The sequence below is a fragment of the Adlercreutzia muris genome (assembly GCF_008831045.1).
Classification (GTDB): Bacteria; Actinomycetota; Coriobacteriia; order Coriobacteriales; family Eggerthellaceae; genus Adlercreutzia; species Adlercreutzia muris.
Genome location: NZ_WAJS01000036.1, coordinates 1 through 22,216 on the forward strand (window position 1 = coordinate 1; position 22,216 = coordinate 22,216).

Here is a 22,216-nt window from a genome sequence, read left to right on the forward strand (position 1 = left end):
ACAGCTACGGGAGCACGCTTTTTGAGCCAGTGAGAAGTTGGCGCGGAGCAACTTGCGGCGTCGATTTATCGAGCACGACCTCGCGGTTACTCATCGTGGGGAGCACACTTTTTGAGCCTTAACTCCCCCTTGCTGGGGCCCTTTCCAGCGGAGTGCCCGCGGGTCGCGCGCCGAGAATCGAAGGGGGCGGGAGCGGATGCACCTCAGCGAGAAGCAACATACCTGGGCCTTGTTCGCCATCGTAGTGGCGACCTGCGCCTTGGGCTCGCTCTCCCAAACCGTTACGAATTTCGTGCTCGTGATCATCGCTCTGACCGGCGTGGGCGGCGAGGAGGCGGCTGTATGGGGCTATCGGGCGGCCTTCGCCCTGTCGGCGGCGCTCTCGCTTGTGGTGCTCGTCGCCGCCGTTTGGAAGATCCGCTAGCGTATAATGGCCTCTCGTGTCATCCCGAGCGCATCGCCGCGCGGGATCGGGCGGCGAGGTTCCCGATAATTGAAAGGCGTTTTCCGTGGCATTTCTTCTCGGTTGCGAAAAAGTGCGGGTGGAATTCCCCACGAAGACGGTGTTCACCGGGCTGTCCCTCGGGGTAGATGAGGGCGCCCGCATCGGTATCGTGGGTAAGAACGGCGACGGGAAGTCCACGCTTCTGCGGGTGCTTGCCGGCGCGGTGGAAGTGGATGACGGTCGCGTTATCCGCACGCGCGGTGTGTCGGTGGGCGTGCTCGGCCAGACCGACGGCCTGTGCGATGAAGATACGGTCGGGCGGGCCGTGGTAGGGGACCGCCCCGAATACGAGTGGGCCGGCGATGCCCGCACGCGTTCCATCATCGCGGGGCTTCTGGAGGATGTGGCCTGGGACGGGCTGGTGGGCACGCTCTCGGGCGGTCAGCGTCGCCGGGTGGACTTGGCGCGGCTGCTCATTGGCGACTGGGACGTGCTCATGCTGGACGAGCCTACTAACCACTTGGACGTGAAGGCCATCGCATGGCTCGCCGATCATCTGAAATCCCGTTGGCGCCCTGGGGATGGCGCCCTGCTCGTGGTGACCCACGACCGCTGGTTTCTTGACGAGGTGTGCGAGACCATGTGGGAGGTGCACGGTCAGCGGGTCTGGCCCTTCGAGGGCGGCTTTTCCGCCTACATCATGCAGCGGGTGGAGCGCGACCGGCTGCAGGCTTTGGCCGAGCAGAAGCGGCAGAACGCCCTGCGCCGCGAACTGGCGTGGCTCTCGCGCGGCGCGCGGGCTCGGGCCACCAAGCCCAAGTTCCACGTGGCCGCGGCCCAGGCGCTCATTGCCGACGTGCCGCCCCTGCGCGACGAACTGGAGCTCAAGCGCATGGCCATGGCGCGGCTCGGCAAGACCGTGGTGGAGCTGCAGGACGCCTCGCTTTCCTTCGGCGACCGAGTGATCTTGGACGATGTGGACTGGATCATCGGGCCCGGGGACCGCTACGGCATCGTGGGCGCCAACGGCATCGGCAAGACCACGCTTTTGCGCATCATCCAGGGCCTCCAGCCGCTCGATCGGGGGCGGGTGAAGATCGGTCAGACCGTGCGCTTCGCGGTGCTCTCCCAGCATCTGGACGAGCTGACGAAGCTCGGCGACGACCGGGTGCGCCAGGTGATCTCCCGCTACTCGCGTCGCACCATGCTCGACGGTAAGGAGATGACCCCGGGCCAGCTGCTCGAGCGCTTGGGCTTCACGAAGGACGATCAGAACGAGCCGGTGTGCGACCTGTCGGGTGGCCAGAAGCGGCGGCTCGCGCTCATGCTCATCCTGCTCGACGAGCCCAACGTGCTCATTCTGGACGAGCCCGGCAACGATTTGGACACCGACATGCTGGCCGCCGTGGAGAGCCTGCTCGACGGCTGGCCGGGCACGCTTTTGCTCGTCACCCACGACCGCTACCTCATGGAGCGCGTGACCGACCATCAGTTCGCCCTCATCGATGGCAAGGTGCGCCATCTGCCTCGCGGGGTGGAAGAGTACCTGGAGCTGACGAGAGAGGCCGAGCGGGAAGCGGCCGAGGCCGCCTCTGCGAAAGCGACGGCGAAGGCGGGGGCGCTCGGGAAGGTGGTGTCTGGGGAGCCCGCGGGACGCACGCCCTCGACCCTTTCTGGTGGCGAACAGCGCGAGCTGCGCAAGCTCATGGCCTCCAACGAGAAGAAAATGGAAACCCTCAAGGGCAAGATCGAAAAGAAGCAGTTGGAGATGGCTGAGGCCGACCCGTCCGACTACCTCACCCTCACGGCCCTCCAAGAGGAAATTGCCGACTTTGAGAACCACATAGAAGCCCTCGAACTTGAATGGTTCGACGCCGCCGAAAAGTTGGGCGAGTAGCATGGAGAACCGCTGCTCACACCCACTCGTAGGGGCGAGCTCCCGCTCGCCCTGGGCACCGACCGTCCCTGACCTCCTCTTTTTACGATTGCGTAAAAACTACGTAGCCTCTTGAGCGTTCTCATTTACGCAATGGCTGCGCTTTTTTCATCCCTTTTCATCGTCCATGATCGTCCTGTCGGCGCACCGGCGGCCGGTGCGAAGCTCCGAACTGTTCAGGAGGGAAATCATGGACATCATGCAATCGAGACGCGCGTTTCTGAAGACGGCGACGGTGGCCTTGGGTGGTGCGGCTGTTGCGGGGCTGGCCGGATGCGCCCCTGCAGCCGAGACGCCGGCTAATGATAAAGCGGCATCGGTGGACGAGGTTCAGTGGGATGAAGAAACCGATGTCATTGTCGTTGGTGGCGGCCTGGCCGGTTTGGCCGCGGCGGTGACGGTGGCCACTGAGGGCAACGGGGCCAAGTGCCTGCTTCTGGAGAAGAGCCCCTTGGAGACGGGCGGCGGCAACAGCGCATTCGCCGCAGGCATGGTGCTGTGGACGAAGGATCCCGATAATTTCGCTGAGTATGTGCGCGAGCTGCGCGGTGAGATGGACAACGTGCCCGATGATGTGATCGATGCCTATGCTGCCGGCATCGCCGAGAACCTCGACTGGCTGCGCAGCTTGCCGGGCTTCAGCGAGGATGATGTGACGATTTCAGAATACTTTGAGCCGGGAACAGGGGAGAGTTGCTACCCCGAGTACAGCGAGATGCCCCATGCCTACTCCTTGGGCCGTGTACGCTTCAAGCACGATAATGAGAACGGGAACACTCAGGTTACGCCTTTCATGAACAGCGTGAAGAATCAGTTTACTGATGTTATCACCCACAAGACGAGCTCGCCGGTTACGGCTTTGGTGCAGGATCCCGCCACAAAGGAAATCCTCGGCGTGGTGTACACCGATGGCACCGCAAGCAAGTACGCGAAGGCGAACAAGGGCGTTATCATGTGCTTGGGCGGCTTTGAGAACAACGCTCAGATGAAGGCTGACTACCTGAGCGGCCCATGGGCGCGACGCATTGCCGGCGAGTACAACGAGGGCGATGGCATTACCATGTGCGCCCGTGCCGGGGCCGATATGTGGCACATGAACAGCTGCGCCGGCTTCTGGACCTCCATGAGCCCCATCGACGGTGATGTTTGTCTGATGCGCACTCCCAAAGACCAGGGCATTACCGTTGCCATCAATGGCCAACGATTCTATATGGACTGGGATGGTGATGTGTGCGAGGACTGGGATTTCATGGATGTGGGGGATCTTTCCTCTCATGTGGGCTCGCGTCACGGCCACATGCAGTTCGGCGGCGAGTGGCCCCATCTGCCCATGCCGGCAAAGACCTGGTTCATTACCGATGCCCCCGGCTATCAGTCCATTCTCGAGAACAAGATGATGGCCATCGACTTCGATCCCATGGATGGCTGGGGATTCACTGCCGACACCATCGAGGAGCTGGCTGGAAAGATCGAGGTGCCGGCCGAGGCGCTGGCCACGACGGTCTCTCAGTGGAACGAATGCGTGGCCAATGGCAATGATGTGTACTTCCATCGTCCCGCCAACAAATTGAAGTCCATCGAAGAAGGGCCCTTTTACGCCTTGTTCTGCGCCCCGACGATGCTGAACACTGATGGTGGGCCGCGCCGCAGCGCCAAGGGCGAGATCCTCGACCTCGATGGCCAGCCGATTCCGCACCTGTACAGCGCCGGCGAGTTCGGCTCAGTATGGTCCAATATGTACCAAGGCGCCGGCAACCTCGGTGAGTGCCTCGCTTTCGGCCGTATTTCCGTTCGCAATTGCCTGGGCATTTAGTTACTGTATTCCCTCAGCCCTCCCTCCCTGCCCCCGGCGTTCTGCAACGCCGGGGGCTTTGCCGTCGATGTCAGCTGTGGGATCTGGGCAGGGCAACTCGTGGTATTGTGAACTCAGACGGCTTCGGGAGGGTTGGAATGGTTGGGAGCAAATCGTACAAGAGTGCGCTCACGATAGCTAATTTCGTCGGCTTCAGTTTTTTGTGGCCGTACTACCAGCGTGCTTTCTACCGTGTCACGCTATTTTATCGTTTGGGGGAGGGGGCCGAGGCTGGCTATGGACTATTCCTTGTCTTATTACTTGCTGGTTGCGTTGTCGCTGCGGTGAAATATCGGGCCATCGAGGCCCTGCTGGATCGTGAGCCGATTTTGTTTGCCGGTGCTGCGGTGTTTTCTTTGATGACAGGATCCTATTTGATGGGCGTGGTAATGCCGTCGGCAGAAGCGGCGCCAGTCCTGTCGCTTTTGGCCGTTGTCGGCTATGCGGTGACTTTTCTAATAATTTCTGCTGGTGCCGTGCTGATGCTTATGCGGCTTGTGTATACAGTGGGTTTGTTTCAGGGCGCTGCTGTGCTGAGCGCATCGTCGATGATGGGGAAAGTGCTCTCGCCGGTTACGGCGACTTCCGATAGCTTGTTCGGCTTCGTTCCTGTGGTGGGGCTGCTGGTGGCCGGGCTGTCGGTGGCTCTATCGCCTCGGGCGCCGTCGACTGTAGAAGCTACGTCTTCCTATGATCGGTTGACCAAGGCCCCCTACTTGAAGACATGGCTTCTTCCTTTGTCAGCTTATTTCGTCCTTTCCGTCTCTCATGCGTTTCGTTATGCCTTCGATATGACGAATGAAGTATCTGCCGTCGGTGGGGAGATCGTGCCGGCCGCCGTTTCCCATTTCCCTGTTATTTCGTATTTCACATTTGCCGGTCTGCTGCTGGTGGCTTCGGCGCATTCGACCCGTGGCAATATTCCGAGTTGGAATCGCTCGGCCTTTTGGGTGGCGGCTCTTGGGGTCGCTGTTGGTTTGCTTGCAACTCCTGTGCTCATGTCACTTGCGGAATTCGGCGATGATCTCGTCACGTTTGATGCGGGGCTCTCTCTGACGCTCTTACTGGCTGTTTGCATCCTGCTCTTCACTTATCAGAACCGCTTGTCTCCGTTGCAGACCTTCGGTGTATTTCTCTGCAGCGCTTTGGTCGTTGAGAAAATTGTGACCTATCTGCTTTGCCCACCTCTGCTTGCTTCGATAGGGCAAACTGCAGCGACGGGTGTCTATCCGACTATTATGATCTCGGAGCTCGCCACGCTCATCATGCTGTTTCTCTTTCTCGCTCGATTGTGCCAGGGCAATGTGCTCGCGCTGCTTTTCCCTGCGAGCGCATCTCCATCTGCCGATGGCGAGCGGGATAGGCGCCGAACAGTTTGCGCGACCATCGGCAAGGAGGCTGGTTTGTCTGATCGTGAGGTAGATGTGCTGTATTATCTTTCCTGTGGTTACAGTGCTAAACGCACAGGGGAGACATTGTTCATTTCCGAGCGTACTGCGCAGACGCATACGCAGAATATTTATCGCAAACTCGGTGTGCACAATCGGCAAGCGATCATTGATTTGATAGAAGACGTGGAAAGAGACCGACGGGAAGGTGGCAAGTAGTGTCAGTTTTAAGTATAGCGGAAGACCTTGCCCGATGACAGCCTATCGCACCATAGCCGCGGTCGCCGAGACGGAGATCGTCGAGAAGAAGAGCCGCTTCATCGGTCGCATCGCGCCGGTGACGACCGAGGAGGAGGCGCTTGCCTTCATCGCCGAGGTGAAGGCGGCCCACCGCATGGCGCGGCACAACGTGTACGCCTATGTGCTGCGCGGGGGACGGGTGCGCTACACCGATGACGGCGAGCCGGCCAAGACTGCGGGCATGCCCACGCTTGAGGCCATCCAGCACGCGGGCCTGGAGGATGTGGCCGTGGTGGTCACCCGCTACTTCGGCGGCATCCTGCTGGGCACGGGCGGCCTTGTGCGCGCCTATACCGATGCGACGAAGGCGGCCATCGATGCGGCGCGCATCGTGGTGGTGTCCCGCTGCGTGGACATCATGATGGAGGTGCCCTACAACCTGTACGAGCCCGCCTGCCGCCTGGCCGAGGATGCCGGTGCCCGGGTGCACGACACCGACTTCGCCGAGAACGTGCTCATCACCTTCCGTATGCTCGACGGCACCCAGTCCCCCTTCCTGGAGAAGCTCACCGAGCTCACCCGCGGCCAAAGTGAAATCATCGTGACCGATCCCTTCGACGCGGCGTTCTAGCGCAGAAGTGTGGTAAGATGCTTTTTGCCTAAAGAAGGGCGCCCCAAGCGGCGCGCCCTTCGACGAGGGTGCCTAGTCCTCGTCTTTGTTGTTGGAGTTCCCGCCGTTATTCGGCGGGTTCTCTTTTATCAGAGCCAGAACGGCTACGATAAACGTGGCAACTCCAACCAAGACTTGGGCCCAGGCCAGCATTTCGCTCATCTGCATCGCCCCCTTTCCTAGCTAGCATGGTTGCGGGGTGAATGCAGTGGGCTGAGTGCTCTCTGCGTGGGATAGTATATCATACAAATGTTCGTAGATTGGTGAGAATTCGATATGTACGGATTGAAGACCGAGAGCAGCTTCGACGCCTCTCATTTTCTGACTGATTACCATGGCAAGTGCGAGAACCTGCACGGGCACCGGTGGCGCGTGGTGGCCTATCTGGAGGTCGCCGAGTTGCAGACCGAGGGCACGTGCAAGGATATGGTGGTGGACTTCGGCGATTTCAAGGGCGCCCTGCGGTCGCTGACCGAGCGGCTCGACCATCACTTCATCATCGAGGAGGGCTCGCTTGCCCCCGATACGCTGGCCTGCCTCGAGCGCGAGGGCTTCGCGCTGTTCACCGTGCCCTTCCGCACCACGGCCGAGAACTTGGCGAAATGGTTCTTCGACGCCCTGGCCGAAATGGGGTTGCCCGTGGCCCAGGTGGACGTCTACGAGACGCCGAACAACTGCGCTTTCTATCGGAAGGAAGCGTAGGGCCATGGTTCCCGAGGAAGAGAACGACGGCCTGCTAGATGCCGAGCGCCACCAGGCCCGCCACACCATCGCGGCCCGGGCCCAGCTGTTTCCCGTGGCCGAGAAGTTCGTGAGCCTGAACGGGGAGGGGCTGGCCGCCGGCCGGCCAGCGGCCTTCATTCGGTTCGCCGGCTGCAACATGTGGTGCACCTACTGCGATACGCGCTGGGCGAACCACCCGCTCGTGGAGGTGGAGGGCTGGAGCGTGCCGCAACTTTTGGCCTGGGTGGCCGAGACCGGCGTGTCCTGCGTGACGCTGACTGGCGGCGAGCCGCTGCTGCAGCCCTACCTGCCCGATCTGGTGCAGGCGCTGCTATCGGTTGAGAGCCCGCGGCCCCTGCGGGTGGAGATCGAGACCAACGGCTCTCGCGACCTGGGGCCCATGGCCCATCTGCGCGAGGCGGCCGCCGAGGCGGGGCTGCCGGGCAGCCTGCACTTCACCGTGGATTGGAAGACGCCTACGGCCGGCGAGGCCGTGTCGGCTGCCATGCGGCGGGAGAACTACGATGTGCTGGACGAGCGCGATGCGGTGAAGTTCGTCGTGGGCAGCGAAGAGGACCTGGCCTTCATGGAGCGTATGGCCGACGAGGCGGGGCTGTGGGATCGCTGCACGGTGCTCGCGAGTCCCGTATGGGGCGCCCTGGAGCCGGCCGCCATTGCAGCCTACCTCATCGAGCGCGGTCTGGATCGCGCCCGCTTGCAGCTGCAGCTGCACAAGATCATCTGGCCAAACGAGAGCCGGGGCGTCTGAGACCGCAAGGAGCGAGGGGCGCGTCAGGCCGCTGCGGGCATCCCGCGCAGCGGCTTGGGGAGGGTGCCTGCGTGGCGGGGCCCTTCGCCGGGCGGGCCGCCCCCTCTGGAACGAAAGAAGGAAGCGTGACTATGCAGGAAAAAGCCCTCGTGCTGTGCTCGGGCGGCGTGGACTCCACGACGCTGCTCGCCGGGGCCGTGGCCCGTTTCGGGGCCGAGAACGTGTACGCCCTGTCCATCAGCTACGGGCAGAGGCACATCCGAGAGATCGAGGCAGCCCGGGCCGTGGCGGCCCACTACGGGGTGGAGCAGCGCTTCCTGGACTTGGAGGCCATCTTCGCCGACAGCGCCTGCTCGCTGTTGGCCCATTCCGATGAGGCGGTGCCCACGGGTGCCTATGGGGAGCAACAGGAGGCGGCCGAGGGGGGCGTCGTGAGCACCTACGTGCCCTTCCGCAACGGGCTGTTTCTGTCCTCGGCGGCCTCCATGGCCCTTTCCCTGGGCTGCTCGGTGGTGCTCTACGGCGCCCATCACGACGATTGGGCCGGCGCTGCCTATCCCGATTGCTCTCCAGCGTTCGTGGAGGCCATGGCCGCCGCCATCGCCGAGGGCACCGGCGGCGAGCTGCGCCTGGAAGCCCCATTCGTGACCTGGTCGAAGGCGGATATCGTGGCCGAGGGGCTGACGCTTGGGGTGCCCTACGAGCTGACCTGGTCCTGCTACGAGGGCGGAGCTGCCCCCTGCGGCGCGTGCGCCACCTGCATCGATCGGGCGGCCGCCTTCGCCGCCAACCACGTTGAAGACCCCGCGTTGAAGGGATAGCCCATGAAACCGATGGAAATGGCCGAAGCGCTGTTCGGAGAAGACGCCGACGGGACGGCAACGGCGAGCACCGAGGGGTCGGTGGACTCCTCGGCTCTGGCCGCCATCGCGGCCCATCTGGAGCGGGAGCAGCCTGCTGCGACCCTGTCGTCCGCGCGGGCCGCGACCCGCGGCGGCGAGACCATCGACTTGGCCAGCGCTCGCGAGGAGGGACTGCGCGCGGCCACGGCACCCCAGCACTACGTGGATGCGGTGAAGCGCCAGAAGATCGCTGCCAGCACGGCTAAGAAGGCGAAGGCCGCGGCTTCGGCAGGCGGCGCGGCCCCAAAGGCGACGGAGGCCGCGCCCGCAAAGGGGGCGAATTCCGCGAAGACCTCGTCGAAGAAGACCACGAGGGCTTCCGCCTCCGCCTCGGCCGCGAAGGCTCCCGCGTCCGCCCCGGCGGCCGGGACCTCTGGCCGCGATGAGGGGGAGACGCGCGCCGGTGGCGTGACGCATTTGGGCAGCCAGGGCACCCAGTACCCCACCGACTACGACCCCTCGGTGCTCGAGACCTTCGAGAACAAGCATCCGGGCAACGACTATTTCGTGAAGTTCAACTGCCCCGAGTTCACGAGTCTCTGCCCCATCACGGGTCAGCCCGACTTCGCCACTATCTACATCTCCTACGTGCCCGGCGAGCGCATGGTGGAGTCCAAGAGCCTGAAGCTGTACCTGTTCAGCTTCCGCAACCACGGCGACTTCCACGAGGACTGCATGAACATCATCATGAAGGACCTCATTGCGCTCATGGATCCGAAGTACATCGAGGTGTGGGGCAAGTTCACGCCCCGCGGCGGCATCTCCATCGACCCGTACTGCAACTACGGCCGTGCCGGCACGCCGTGGGAGAAGGTGGCCTGGGAGCGCCTGACCCAGCACGATATGTACCCCGAGAAGGTGGATAACCGCTAGGCGGCCCCGTTCGATGGAGGGGGTCGCCCGCGGCGGGGTGCGCCTTGCCCGCGGCGGCGTGCGGGCTTCTTGGCGGGGTGTGAAAAACTCGGCGCTTTTCCCGGGCAGGGTTGGACGACGGTGCTATACTGCGCCCTGGCAGACTAGGGTCGACCCAAAGGACCGCAATGTTTCTCACCGTCACGTGCAATCCGGCGCTCGATTGGATGATGCGCCTGCCCGCTTTCGCCGAGGGCGTCACGAACCGATCGGCGGCTGATGATCTGTCCTACGGCGGCAAGGGTGTGAACGTGGCCACCATGCTGCACCGCTTCGGACAAGATGCGTGCGCCTCCGGGTTCATCGCCGGCACTACGGGCACGGCGCTCGTGGAAGGCGTGGAGGCCGCCGGCGTCCCCTGCGATTTCGTGCGCTTGGATGCGGGGCAGACCCGCATCAACGTGAAGATGAAGCGCCCCCGCGCCGACGGCTCGTTGGAAGAGACGGAGATCAACGGCTGTGGCCCGGCGGTGGGCCCGGTCGCCATCGCGACGCTCCGTCGCCGCATCGAGCGGTTGGGCTCGGACGATTGCCTCGTGCTGTCGGGCTCCCTGGCGCCGGGCTGCCCGGCGGATCTCTACGCCGATCTGGCCGCGGCTGCCGCCGAGCACGGCGCGCGATGCGTGGTCGATACCACGGGCACGGCCCTGACCGAGGCCCTCGCCGCACGGCCCTTCCTCGTAAAGCCCAACAACCACGAGCTGGCTGAGCTGGCCGGCTGCGATGCCGCCGACGAGGCCGCCGTGGTAGCTGCCGCGCGCGACCTTGCCCGGGCCGGCGCCCGTTTCGTGCTCGTCAGCTGCGGTGCGGCCGGAGCGCTGCTGGTGGACGCGAAGGGGCTTATCGCCCGGGGCGCGGCCCCGGCGGGCGCCCTCGTGAACTCGGTGGGCGCGGGCGATTCCATGGTGGCGGGTTTTCTGGCGGGGCTCGCGGGAGCCTCCCTTCCCGGCCGCGAGTCGCTCTGCCCTGGCGCGGACGACGCCGTTTACGCCCTGCGCCTCGGCCTGGCGGCCGGCTCCGCCACGGCTTTCTCTCCCTCTTTGGCATCGGCGGGGCAGGTATCCGACCTGCTTCCCGTCACTTTCGTGGAACCCTGCAACTGAAAGGAGTGCGGTTCGTCTATGAGAATTGTCGATTTGCTTCAACCCGGGGCCATAGCCATCGGCAGCGCGCCCGCCGACAAGGCCGGCGCCATCGCCCAGCTCGTGGAGCTGCATGATAGAGCCGGAAACCTCAACGACAAGGAGGCCTTCCGCGAGGCCATCATCGCCCGCGAGAACCAGGGCACCACGGCCGTGGGCGAGGGCATCGCCATCCCCCATGCGAAGACGGCGGCCACGAAGCGGGCGTCCCTGGCGGCCATGACGGCCCCTGCCGGGATCGATTACGGCGCTCCGGACGGGGCTCCCTCCACGCTGCTGTTCATGATCGCCGCGCCCGACGACGGGGGAGATGTGCACCTGGAGGTGCTCTCGCGACTCATGACCATCCTCATGGACCTCGACTTCCGTTCCCAGCTCATGGCGGCGGAAACCCCCGAGGCGTTCCTCGCCGCCATCGACGCGAAGGAGCGCGAGCGCTTCGCCGAGGCGGTAGAGGCCGAGGCCGAAGCCGATATGGAGGGCGACGTGGAAGGCACCGAGGCCCTCATCGACGCCGCCAAGGCCTCTTACGCCGAGGAGCACGGCAAAGCCGACGGCTTCCGTATCCTGGCGGTGACGGCGTGTCCCACGGGCATCGCCCACACCTACATGGCCGCCGAGGCGCTCACGAAGGCCGCCGAGGCGCGCGGCATCGCCTTGAAGGCCGAGACCAACGGCACCGGGGGCACCAAGAACCGCCTGACCCGCGAGGAGATCGCCGCTGCCGACGGCATCATCGTGGCCGCCGACAAGGAAGTGGAGATGGCCCGCTTCGACGGCAAGCCCGCGGTCATTGTGAAGGTGTCCGACGGCATCAACAAGCCCGACGAGCTCATCGACCGCATTCTGGCGGGCGATGCGCGCGTGTACCACCACGCCGGCGGCGCGAATGCCGCGCCCACCGAGGACGAGGCGGGCGAGAGCGCCGGTCGCAAGATCTACAAGCATCTCATGGAGGGCGTCTCCCATATGCTGCCCTTCGTGGTGTCCGGCGGCCTGTTCATCGCGCTCGCCTTCCTCATCGATGGCATCGCCGGGGTGCCCCAGGACGGCAACTTCGGCACCGGCACGCCGATCTCGGCCTGGTTCAAGACCATCGGCGGCTTTGCCTTCAGCTTCATGGTGCCGATCCTCGCCGCCTACATCGCCCAGTCTATCGCCGACCGCCCCGGTTTGGTGGTGGGCTTCGTCGGCGGCTTCATGGCCACGCTCGGCTCCACCTTCGGGCTGCCCGGCGGCGACATTCCCTCGGGATTCCTCGGCGGCCTGCTCGCGGGCTTCGCGGGCGGCTACGCCATGCTTGGCATCGAGAAGCTGTGCGAGAAGATGCCCGACTCGCTGGCTGGCATCAAGCAGATCCTCATCTACCCGCTGGCGGGCCTGGGGGCCATTGCCGTCATCATGTGCGCGGTCGGGCCGTTCATGGGCATGATCAACACCGGCATGTCCAACGCGCTCACCTGGCTTTCCGATAACAACTTCGGCATTGTGCTCGGCATGATTCTGGCCGGCATGATGGCCATCGACATGGGCGGCCCCTTCAACAAGGCGGCCTACGTGTTCGGCACCGGCATGCTCGCCCTCGGCACCGACGCCAGCTTCCAGATCATGGCCTCGGTCATGATCGGCGGCATGGTGCCTCCCATCGCCATCGCGCTGTCCACCACCTTCTTCAAGGACCGCTGGACGGCCGACGAGCGCAAGAACGGCCCGGTGAACTACATCATGGGCCTGTCGTTCATCACCGAGGGCGCCATTCCCTATGCCGCTTCTGACCCGCTGCGGGTCATCCCCTCCTGCGTGGTGGGCTCGGCTGTGGCCGGCGGCCTGTCCTGGTTCTTCGGCTGCACGCTCATGGCGCCACACGGCGGTATCTTCGTGGTGCCCGTCATCGGCGGTGCGCTCATGTACCTGGTGGCCCTTGCGGTCGGCTCGGTTGCGGGCATGTTCATGCTCGCGCTGCTGAAGAAGAAGCGCACCGAGGCCTAAGGCGGCGGCAAGAGCCTCCGGCGCGGGTCCCGGCGGGAGCGTTTCGGCGGGAGCGCTTCGGTGCACGTGCCCCGGCGGGAGTACCCGGCAGGAGCGCCCCGGTACAGGCATCCCGGCACGACGCTCGGCGACAGACAGAAGCATTCGACTTGACGACAAGGAGAGAACTATGGTTTCCCAGACGATCACCCTCACCAACGGCAGCGGCCTGCACATGCGCCCGGCCGGCGTTTTGGCCTCGGCCATGGCGCCCTTCGCGAGCGACGTCACCATCGTGGCCGCGGGCAAGGAAGTGAACGCGAAGAGCCTCATGGCCATCGTGGCCGCCGGCATCAAGTGCGGCACCGAGGTCGAGGTGCGCTGCGAGGGTGCCGACGAGCAGGCGGCGCTCGACGCGGCCATCCAGCTTATCGAGTCGGGCCTGGGGGAGTAGTCCCATGGCCGCGCTTGCGGGCGTTGCCGCCTCGCCGGGGCTGGGCATCGGCACGGTGATGGTCATCGCCGAGCCCTGCCTTGCCTACGAGGTCGTGGAGGTGACCGACGCCGAGGCGGAGAAGAGCCGGTTGCACGGCGCCATCGAGGCCTTCTCGGCGCTTACGCGCGAGAAGGCCGAGGTGGTGCGCGAACGCGTGGGCGATGCCGAGGCCGCCATCCTCGAGGGCCATGTGCTCATGATTTCCGACCCGTTCATGGTGGCCGAGATGGACAATCTCATCGACGGCGGCCAGTGCGCCGAGGCGGCCCTCGATACGGTATGCGAGACCTTCGCCGTCATGTTCGAGGCCGCCGACGACGACCTGACGCGCCAGCGGGCCGCCGATGTGCGCGACATCAAGAGCGGCGTGCTCTGCCAGCTGCTCGGCGTGCGCGAGGTGGACGTGTCCCGCGTGCCCCGCGGCACCGTGCTCGTCACCCACGATCTGGTGCCCTCCATGACCGCCGGCCTCGACCGCGACAACGTCGTGGGCATCGTGACGGAGACCGGCGGCATGACGAGCCACTCGGCCATCCTGGCCCGTGCCCTGGAGATTCCCGCCGTGCTGGCCGTGCCGGATGCGGTGCGGAAGCTGCCCGAGGGCGCCCAGGTCATTGTGGACGGCGGCGAGGGCGCGGTAGCCGTGGCGCCCGACGAGGCTGAGCTTGCGGCGGCCCGCGTGCGCCAGGAGGCCCTGCGCCGCGAGAAGGAGGCTCTGCAGCGCTTCGTGGGGAAGAAGACCGTCACCGCCGACGGGTGCCAGGTGGAGCTGTTCGGCAACATCGGCTCGGTGGAGGACGCCCGAGCCGTGGTGGACAACGACGGCGAGGGCGTGGGCCTGTTCCGCACCGAGTTTCTGTTCATGGACGGCGGCGCGATGCCCACCGAGGAGGAGCAGTTCCGCGCTTACCAGCAGGCGGCCCTCATCATGAAGGGGCGCCCCGTCATCATCCGCACCCTGGACATCGGCGGCGACAAGGACATTCCCTACCTGGGCTTGGAGAAGGAAGACAACCCCTTCATGGGCTTCCGCGCCATCCGCTACTGCCTGGCCCGCGAGGACGTGTTCCGCACCCAGCTGCGGGCGCTTCTGCGGGCGAGCGCCTTCGGGGACGTGCGCATTATGGTGCCGCTCGTCACCGGCGTGGAGGAGCTGCGCCAGGTGCGCGCCCTCATCCGCCGCTACGCCGATGAGTTCTCCCGCGAGGGCGTCGCCTGCAACAAGGACGTGCCCGTGGGCGTGATGATCGAGACGCCGGCGGCGGCCCTCATGGCCGATGCGCTGGCGGCCGAGGCCGACTTCTTCAGCATCGGCACGAACGATCTGACCGGCTACACCATGGCGGTGGATCGCGGCAACGATCGGGTGCGCTACCTGTACTCCGCCTTCAACCCCGCGGTGCTTCGCTCCATCCGCTCGGTCATCGCCGCCGGCACGGCGGCGGGTATTCCTGTGGGCATGTGCGGCGAGGCGGCTGCCGATCCGCTGCTCATTCCGCTGTGGATCAGCTTCGGGCTCACGGAGTACAGCGTGGGCCCCGCGAGCATTCTGGCCACCCGCGCCGCCATCGCCGGGTGGAACCACGAGGAGGCTCGCGCCCTGGCCGAGGCCGTCATGGGTGCCGTGACTCCCGATGCGGTGCTCGATCTTCTGAAGGCGGCGGCTAGGTAGCACTGCCGTTTACGCCCCTCGAGAGCCGGGGGCCGTCTGTTGGGGCGACCCCCGGTTGTTTTCGGCGGGTGAGCCGCTGCGCGTGGATGGCCAGCCAGAGCCAACAACGGCCCCAATGTATGGGTATGCTGTGGTGAACAAAAATGATTCAAGGGATTGAACTGGGGTTATACAAGAAGAGCATTCACTGCAGGTCGCACAATCCATACATTGGGGTCGTTTTGGCCTCAAGAGCTCCGGCGTCCTTTCTGGCGATGTCCCGGTGCGATGTGTTCTGTGGATTGTAACGAGCGCGGCCGCGGCGGTGACAGCGTGAGCGCTTTGTGCGAAAATGGACGGTAAGACACAAGAGTTTGAGCATGTTAGGTAGCCTGTCACCATGACCGCCCAGTTCAGTATCAGGGAAGCCGCTCCCGAGGCCGTCCGTTGCCTCCAGCGCGAGCTGGCCCTGCCCCGCTTCATCGCCGCCACCCTCGTCGGACGCGGCATCGACACGCCCGCGGCGGCGCGGCACTTCTTGAGCCCCTCGCTCGACCGCGACTGGCTGAACCCCCGCGACATTCCCGGGCTGCCCGAGGTGGCCGACGGTTTGGCGGCGGCCCTCGAGGGGAGGAAGCGCATCCTCGTATTCGGCGACTTCGACCTGGACGGTATCTCCGCCACCACGGTGCTCACCCGCGGCCTGCGGGCCCTGGGTGGCTGCGCCTTCCCCTTCATCCCGCGTCGCTTCGAGGAGGGCTACGGCATCACGGCCGCCGCTTTCGAGCGGGCCCGGGAGCTGGAGCCGGACGTCATCGTCACCGTGGACTGCGGCATCGCCTGCAAACACGAGGTGGCCGAGATCGTGAAGACCGGCATCGAGGTGTACATCACCGATCACCACGAGGCCGCCGACCTGGTGCCCGAGGGGGTGTGCGTGGCCGATCCGAAGATGGAGCCGGGCTGCCCGAGCGCCATTCTGGCCGGCGTTGGCGTGGCCCTGAAGCTCGTGCAGATGCTCGGCGCGCGCCTCGGGTTCCCGCACCTGTGGCGCAGCTACACCGACTTCGCCACCCTGGGCACCGTGGCTGATCTCATGCCCATGCGCGACGAGAACCGTGCCCTGGTGGCCGACGGCCTGGCCCGTATGAATGCGAACCCGCGGCCCTGCATCGCGGCCTTGCTGGCCACCACGGGGCAGGCCGGCAAGCCCATGACCGCCACCAACCTGTCCTTCTCCCTCATTCCTCGCCTGAACGCCGCCGGGCGCATGGGCAACGCCGACTTGGCCCTGGATCTGCTCATGTGCGACAACTACGGCGAGTGCTGCGCCATGGCCGAGCGCCTGGAAGAGGTGAACAACCAGCGCCGGGCCATCGAGGCCGAGCTCTCCGACATCGCGCGGGCCCAGGCCAGCGAGATCTACCGCGGCCAGCGGGCCCTGGTGGTGGCCGGCGAGGGCTGGCACGAGGGCGTGAAGGGCATCGTGGCCTCCCGCCTCGTGAACACCTACGGGGTGCCCTCGCTGCTGTTCACCGTGGACGGCGACGAGGCCCGGGGCTCGGGCCGGTCGGTGGGCAACGTGAACCTGTTCGAGGCCGTGGAGTCGCTCTCGCACCTCACCACCCGCTTCGGCGGCCACGGGGCCGCCGTGGGGGTCACCATTCCCGTGGAGAACCTGCGCGCCTTCGCCGAGGGGCTCGACGCCTATATGCAGCGGCTGCCCGAGGCGGCCTTTCATCCCCTCACCACTGTGGACGCCGCTGTGAGCTTGGACGAGCTGACGCTGGAGACCGTGGCCATGGTGGACTGCCTGGCCCCCTTCGGCCAGGAGAACCCCCAGCCGGTCTTTCTCGCCCGCAACGTCACTCTGGCGAACACCCGGGCCGTGGGCCAGACCAAGGACCACTTCGCCTGCACCCTCACCAACGGCCGGGCCTCCGTGGCCGGCATCATGTTCCACTGCGCCGCCATCGAGGCGCTGCTCGTGAACGATGCCGTGGTGGATGCCGCCTTCACGGTGCAGATCGACGAATGGCGCGGCCGCCATTCGGTGAAGGCCATGCTGGAGACCATCGCCCCGGCCCGCACCTGCGGTGCCCTGGAGGCCTGCCTCGACCCGGAGGCCCGCACCTTCTGCGAGGAGCTCTTCGCCGAACGCGATGGGACCGGCAACGGTGACGCCCCCGATCGCGAGGTCATGCCCGATGCCGGGGCTCCGGACCTGGGGGCGGTGCGCCGGCGCTGGGAGGCCGTGGCCGAGCGCGATCCGGCGGGGCTGGAGGCGCAGCTCGTGGCCGCCATCATCGGCGAGGCGCCCCTGCATCCGGCCCAGCGCCGCATCCTCGATGCCCTGGCCGCCGGCCAGTCCACCTTCGCCGTCATGGCCACGGGCCGCGGCAAGTCGCTGTGCTTCCAGGTGCACGCCGCCGTGCGCGCCCTGGCGGCCCGCGAGGCGAGCCTGTTCATCTACCCGTTGCGGGCCCTCATCGCCGACCAGGTGTTCCATCTGCGCGCCGGCTTGGAGCGCTTCGGCATCGCGAGCGCGGTCATCACGGGGGAGAGCACCCCTGAGGAGCGGGCCCGAGTGTACGCGGGGCTGGCCGACGGCACCGTGGACATCGTGCTCACCACCCCGGAGTACCTCATGTTCCATACCGATGAGCTGGCCGCCTCCGGGCGCATCCGCTTCGTCGTGGTGGACGAGGCCCATCATATCGGCCAGGCCAAGGCCGGCCAGCGCGTGGCCTACACCCAGCTGGGCCGGGCGCTCGCGCGGCTCGGGGAGCCCACGGTGCTCGCCGTGACGGCGACGGCCAACGATTGCATCGCCGCCGATATCGGGGACGTGCTGCCCCTGAGCGCGTCGGTCATCGACGAGACGGGCCGCGACAATCTGTACCTGGACGATCAGCGCAACATCGCCCATCGGGACGACTACCTGGCCAACCTGGTGGCTTCCGGCGAGAAGACCGTCGTGTACGTGAACTCGCGGGAGCACTCCGTGGCGCTTGCCCGCTTGCTGCGGCGCCGGGTGCCCCAGCTCGCCTGCCTCATCGGCTTCTACAACGCCGGGCTGTCCCGGGCCGAGCGCCAACGGGTGGAGGAGCTGTTCCGCAACGACGACCTGAAGGTGCTCGTGGCCACCTCGGCCTTCGGCGAGGGGGTGGACATCCCCAACATCCGCCACGTGGTGCTGTACCACCTGCCCTTCAGCGATGTGGAGTTCAATCAGATGAGCGGCCGGGCCGGCCGCGACGGGAAGCCCGCTTGGGTGCACCTGCTCTACGGCCGGGGCGACGCGGCCTTGAACGAGCGCATCCTGGCCGAGGCCACGCCGGACCACGACGTGATGGCCCAGGTGTACCGCCGCCTGCGCCATTTGCAGCGGGAATGCCCCAACGACTACTTCTGCGCCGGACCGGCCGACCTGGCCCATGGCGCCTCCGACGGCTTCCATAGGGTCAGCCCCGTGTCCGCCGCCTGCGGCCTGGCGGTCTTTCGAGAGCTCGGCCTCATCGAAACGCGCACCGTGCGGGAAGCCGGCCGGGAGGCCCTGTGGGTGCGGGTGCAGGAGCGCGCCGATCGCGTGGAGCTCACCGATTCGGTGCGCTACCGCGAGGGCATCGACGAGAGAGTGGGATTCGGCGGCTTTTGCGATTGGGCTCTGGGACTCGACGCCCAGGGGCTCACCGTGCACCTGTCGCATCCCATAGTGCCGCAGAGCGGCCGCAACGATGAGGAAGGGGAGCGCCGTGAGCGCTGAGAGAGACGAGATCAACGCCTGCCCGGCCCCGGGCGCGCCGAGCGGCGCGGCCACCAAGCAGACCGTGGACGCCCTGCTCGGGCGCCCCGATCCCACGGGTCAGTCGACCGCCTCGGCGGCCTCCACCCCCGCCGACCGCTTCGCCGAGCTGCAACGGCTTACGGCCGCCTACATGGACGAGGCCGACGAGGCCATGCTGAAGCGAGCCTTCGAGTTCGCGGCCGAGGCCCATGCGGGCCAGTGCCGCAAGTCCGGCGAGCCCTTCATCATCCACCCCATCGAGGTGGGCATCATCCTGGCCGACCTGCGCATGGACGCCGAGACCATCGCCGCGGCCCTGCTGCACGACACCGTGGAGGACACGGAGGTGACTGGCGAGGAGGTGGAGCGCGTCTTCAATCCCCAGGTGCGCGCCCTGGTAGAGGGGGTCACCAAGATCACCCGCATTGAAGTGGAGTCGCTCACCGACGAGCAGGCCGCCACCATCCGCAAGATGTTCGTGGCCATGTCCAAGGACATCCGCGTCATCGTCATCAAGCTGGCCGACCGCCTGCACAACATGCGCACGCTCGCGGCCCTGCGGGAGGATCGGCGCATCTTCAAGTCCCGCGAGACCCTGGAGATCTATGCTCCCATCGCCCACCGTCTCGGCATCAACTCCATCAAGTGGGAGCTGGAGGATCTGTCCTTTTTCTACCTGGAGCCCAACAAGTACAAGCAGGTGTCCCGCATGGTCACCGAGTCCCGTGCCGAGCGCGAGAAGTACCTGGCCGATGTTATCGCAGTGCTCCACGACGAGATGGACAAGCTCGGCATCGCCGCCCAGATCATGGGCCGGCCCAAGCACCTGTACTCCATCTACCAGAAGATGACCAAGAAGGGAAAGGGCTTCTCGGAGATCTACGACCTCATCGCCGTGCGCATCATCACGAGCTCGGTGAAGGACTGCTACTCGGCCCTGGGCGCGGTGCACACCATCTGGCACCCTATGCCGGGCCGCTTCAAGGACTACATCGCCATGCCGAAGTTCAACATGTACCAGTCGCTGCACACGACGGTCATGGGCCCGACGGGCCGGCCCTTGGAGGTGCAGATCCGCACCGAGGAGATGCACCGCAACTCCGAGTACGGCGTGGCGGCCCACTGGCGCTACAAGGAGACGGGCGGCTCGCGCCCTGGCGGTAGGGACAACCTGGACGCCCAGCTGGCGTGGCTGCGCCAGATGGTGGACTGGCAGGACGAGACCGAGGATTCCCGGGAGTTTTTGAAGTCCCTCAAGATGGACCTCGACAACTCCGAGGTGTTCGTCTTCACGCCCCAGGGCGAGGTCATTTCCCTGCGGGCCGGCTCCACCCCCATCGATTTCGCCTACGCTATCCACACCGAGGTGGGCAACCACTGCGTGGGGGCCAAGGTGAACGGTTCCATCGTGCCCCTCTCCTACAAGTTGCAGGTGGGCGATCGCGTGGAGATCCTCACCCAGAAGAGCGCCGGGCCCTCCCGGGACTGGCTGGGGCTGGTAAAGACCCCTTCGGCCCGTAGCAAGATCCGCTCCTACTTCTCGAAGGTGACGCGCTCCGACGACCTTCAGATGGGCCGCGACATGCTGGCCCGGGAGATGCGCAAGCACGGCCTGGGCATCTCCAACGCCCAGTCGCTGCGGGCGCTGAAGCTGGTGGCCGAGGCCATGGGCTTCAAGGATCCCGACGATATGTTCGTGCAGGTGGGCGCCGGCAAGGAGCGGGCCCAGCATGTGAGCAACCGCCTGCTGAAGATCCTCGTGGACAAGGGCAATGAGGAGGCGGGCAAGCCCTCGGTGGGCTCCTCGGCCTCCTCCACGGGCATCATGCCCCCCATGCTCACGAGCGTGAAGCGCCCCAAGAAGCACGAGACCCACACCTCCCAGGGCATTGTGGTGAAGGGGGTCGACGATGTGCTCGTGCGCCTGTCGCGCTGCTGCAACCCTGTGCCCGGGGACGATATTTTGGGATTCGTGACCCGGGGCCGCGGTGTGTCGGTGCACCGGGCCGACTGCCCCAACGCCATCGACCTGAAGCGTCATCCCGAGCGCATCATCGACGTGGAGTGGGAGGGCAGCCCCTCGGCAGCGGCCACCTACCAGGTGGAGATCTACATCGAGGCCCTCGACCGCATGAACCTGCTGTTGGACGTGACCCGGGTGATCTCCGAGATGGGGGCCAACGTGCTGTCCTGCAACACCACCACCCATCGCGACAGCATGGTGGAGATGCGCTTTTTGTTCCAGCTGAGCGATCTGTCGGTCATCGAGCGCATGACGAAGCGCCTGACCGACGTGGACGGTGTCTTCGATGCCCATAGAATGATGCCCAACGGGTCCCGGTCGGCTAAGTAGCCGAACGTGGCGCCGACGCTGCGGCTCCGACAGGCACCTGATCTGCCCTTGTTTTGGGTTCGGCGCGGCGCAAAGGGCGCTTGGCCCAAAGGCAGCGCCGTATCAGGCGCCGGTCGGACCCTCGCTGGCTTTGGCCAATGATGCGATTCGGTTAATTGAGATCCAAATTGAAAGGACGAGCAATGGCGACGGATATCTACGAAGTGAGCGGGCTGTGCGTTGATGTGAGATATATGGTGATGGGGGTGCTTGCCAATAATGTGTACCTCGTCTCCGACGGAGAGGGCACCTTCGTGGTGGATCCCTCCTGCGATGCCGAGAAGATCCTCGCGGCTCTGGGCGACGCGAGGCTCGACGCCATCGTGCTCACCCACGGCCACTTCGACCACACCGGGGCCGCAGCGGCCCTGCGCAGGGCCACGGGCGCCCCGGTCATCGCCTCGGCGCTCGATGCGCCTCAGATCGAGAATCCCTCCGGTGTCGACCTGGCCAGCCGCGGCGTTCCCTGCCCGGTGGACCGCATCGTGGCCCAGGGTGACATCGTGGAAGTGGGCTCCATGAAGTGGAAGGTCATCGACACGCCGGGGCACACCCCCGGCTCCCTCTGCCTGTTCAACATCCCGCAGTTCGGCAACCACCCTGAGGGGCTGCCGGTGCTCATCTCCGGCGACACCCTGTTCGCCGGCACCATCGGCCGCACCGACTTCGAGGGCGGATCCATGGCGGACATGCGCGCGTCCCTGAAGAAGTTGGCGGCCCTGCCCGACGATACGGCCGTGCTGCCCGGCCACAACAGCCTCACCACCATCGGCGCCGAGCGCCGTCGCGTCTTCGCCCTCTACGGCGACCCGGAGTAGGCCCTCCGTTTCCCGTTGCCCTCCTGGGGGTTGGCCGGCTTGCGGGGGAGTCCTGCTTTCACGGTTCTTGCAGGTTGCACTTGCGCAAAAGCGCCCCGCCGGGAGGGGTGCGGGGCGCATGGGGG

At 65.7% G+C, this 22,216-nt stretch carries 17 protein-coding genes; 16 read left to right on the forward strand and 1 reads right to left on the reverse strand.

Annotation, left to right across the window (positions count from 1 at the left end; all coding sequences use genetic code 11):
• The first annotated feature begins 196 nt into the window (after window positions 1-196).
• From F8D48_RS09900 to F8D48_RS09920, 5 genes are all read left to right on the forward strand, one after another.
• Window positions 197-424, forward strand: coding sequence for a hypothetical protein (locus F8D48_RS09900; RefSeq protein WP_151431699.1), 228 nt, complete (start codon window positions 197-199; stop codon window positions 422-424).
• 85 nt (window positions 425-509) lie between these two features.
• Window positions 510-2,342: an ABC-F family ATP-binding cassette domain-containing protein gene (locus F8D48_RS09905; protein WP_151431701.1), complete on the forward strand. Its 1,833-nt coding sequence runs from the start codon at window positions 510-512 to the stop codon at window positions 2,340-2,342.
• Window positions 2,343-2,571: 229 nt separating this feature from the next.
• A complete protein-coding gene (locus F8D48_RS09910) occupies window positions 2,572-4,194 on the forward strand; it encodes an FAD-dependent oxidoreductase (RefSeq protein WP_151431703.1) in 1,623 nt (540 codons plus the stop codon).
• Window positions 4,195-4,331: 137 nt separating this feature from the next.
• The gene (locus F8D48_RS09915; protein WP_151431705.1) at window positions 4,332-5,840 is read left to right on the forward strand and encodes a helix-turn-helix transcriptional regulator; all 1,509 of its coding nucleotides are present in this window, start codon (window positions 4,332-4,334) and stop codon (window positions 5,838-5,840) included.
• A gap of 34 nt (window positions 5,841-5,874) precedes the next feature.
• Entirely contained in the window at window positions 5,875-6,492 is a 618-nt protein-coding gene (locus F8D48_RS09920) for an IMPACT family protein (protein ID WP_151431707.1), read from the forward strand.
• A gap of 72 nt (window positions 6,493-6,564) precedes the next feature.
• Here the strand turns inward: F8D48_RS09920 and F8D48_RS12160 are convergent, their stop codons facing one another.
• Window positions 6,565-6,693, reverse strand: a complete 129-nt coding sequence (locus F8D48_RS12160) for a hypothetical protein (RefSeq protein ID WP_257475574.1) — start codon at window positions 6,691-6,693, stop codon at window positions 6,565-6,567.
• Between the two features lie 114 nt (window positions 6,694-6,807).
• Between F8D48_RS12160 and F8D48_RS09925 the strand changes: the two genes are divergently transcribed.
• The 11 genes from F8D48_RS09925 (at window position 6,808) to F8D48_RS09980 (ending at window position 22,091) form a co-directional block, all read left to right on the forward strand.
• Window positions 6,808-7,233: a 6-pyruvoyl trahydropterin synthase family protein gene (locus F8D48_RS09925; protein ID WP_151431709.1), complete on the forward strand. Its 426-nt coding sequence runs from the start codon at window positions 6,808-6,810 to the stop codon at window positions 7,231-7,233.
• Between the two features lie 4 nt (window positions 7,234-7,237).
• Window positions 7,238-8,023 (forward strand): radical SAM protein, encoded by a 786-nt coding sequence (locus F8D48_RS09930; protein WP_151431711.1) that lies wholly within the window; start codon window positions 7,238-7,240, stop codon window positions 8,021-8,023.
• Window positions 8,024-8,154: 131 nt separating this feature from the next.
• On the forward strand, window positions 8,155-8,844 hold the full coding sequence (gene queC, locus F8D48_RS09935) for a 7-cyano-7-deazaguanine synthase QueC (protein WP_151431724.1): 690 nt from the start codon (window positions 8,155-8,157) through the stop codon (window positions 8,842-8,844).
• Between the two features lie 3 nt (window positions 8,845-8,847).
• The gene (queF, locus tag F8D48_RS12315) at window positions 8,848-9,798 is read left to right on the forward strand and encodes a preQ(1) synthase (protein ID WP_257475573.1); all 951 of its coding nucleotides are present in this window, start codon (window positions 8,848-8,850) and stop codon (window positions 9,796-9,798) included.
• A gap of 167 nt (window positions 9,799-9,965) precedes the next feature.
• Window positions 9,966-10,940 carry a 1-phosphofructokinase family hexose kinase gene (locus F8D48_RS09950; RefSeq protein WP_151431713.1) on the forward strand — a complete coding sequence of 325 codons (975 nt, stop codon included), beginning with the start codon at window positions 9,966-9,968 and terminating at the stop codon, window positions 10,938-10,940.
• Window positions 10,941-10,958: 18 nt separating this feature from the next.
• Window positions 10,959-12,968 carry a PTS fructose transporter subunit IIABC gene (locus F8D48_RS09955; RefSeq protein WP_151431716.1) on the forward strand — a complete coding sequence of 670 codons (2,010 nt, stop codon included), beginning with the start codon at window positions 10,959-10,961 and terminating at the stop codon, window positions 12,966-12,968.
• 169 nt (window positions 12,969-13,137) lie between these two features.
• Window positions 13,138-13,401, forward strand: coding sequence for an HPr family phosphocarrier protein (locus tag F8D48_RS09960; RefSeq protein WP_016309265.1), 264 nt, complete (start codon window positions 13,138-13,140; stop codon window positions 13,399-13,401).
• A gap of 4 nt (window positions 13,402-13,405) precedes the next feature.
• Window positions 13,406-15,115, forward strand: a complete 1,710-nt coding sequence (gene ptsP / locus F8D48_RS09965) for a phosphoenolpyruvate--protein phosphotransferase (RefSeq protein ID WP_151431718.1) — start codon at window positions 13,406-13,408, stop codon at window positions 15,113-15,115.
• A gap of 379 nt (window positions 15,116-15,494) precedes the next feature.
• Complete coding sequence (gene recJ, locus F8D48_RS09970; RefSeq protein WP_151431720.1) at window positions 15,495-18,860, forward strand: single-stranded-DNA-specific exonuclease RecJ; 3,366 nt, start codon at window positions 15,495-15,497, stop codon at window positions 18,858-18,860.
• Window positions 18,861-18,924: 64 nt separating this feature from the next.
• On the forward strand, window positions 18,925-21,234 hold the full coding sequence (locus tag F8D48_RS09975) for a RelA/SpoT family protein (RefSeq protein WP_240806309.1): 2,310 nt from the start codon (window positions 18,925-18,927) through the stop codon (window positions 21,232-21,234).
• A 182-nt stretch (window positions 21,235-21,416) separates the two neighbouring features.
• Window positions 21,417-22,091 (forward strand): MBL fold metallo-hydrolase, encoded by a 675-nt coding sequence (locus F8D48_RS09980; RefSeq protein ID WP_151431722.1) that lies wholly within the window; start codon window positions 21,417-21,419, stop codon window positions 22,089-22,091.
• The last annotated feature ends 125 nt before the right edge of the window (window positions 22,092-22,216 follow it).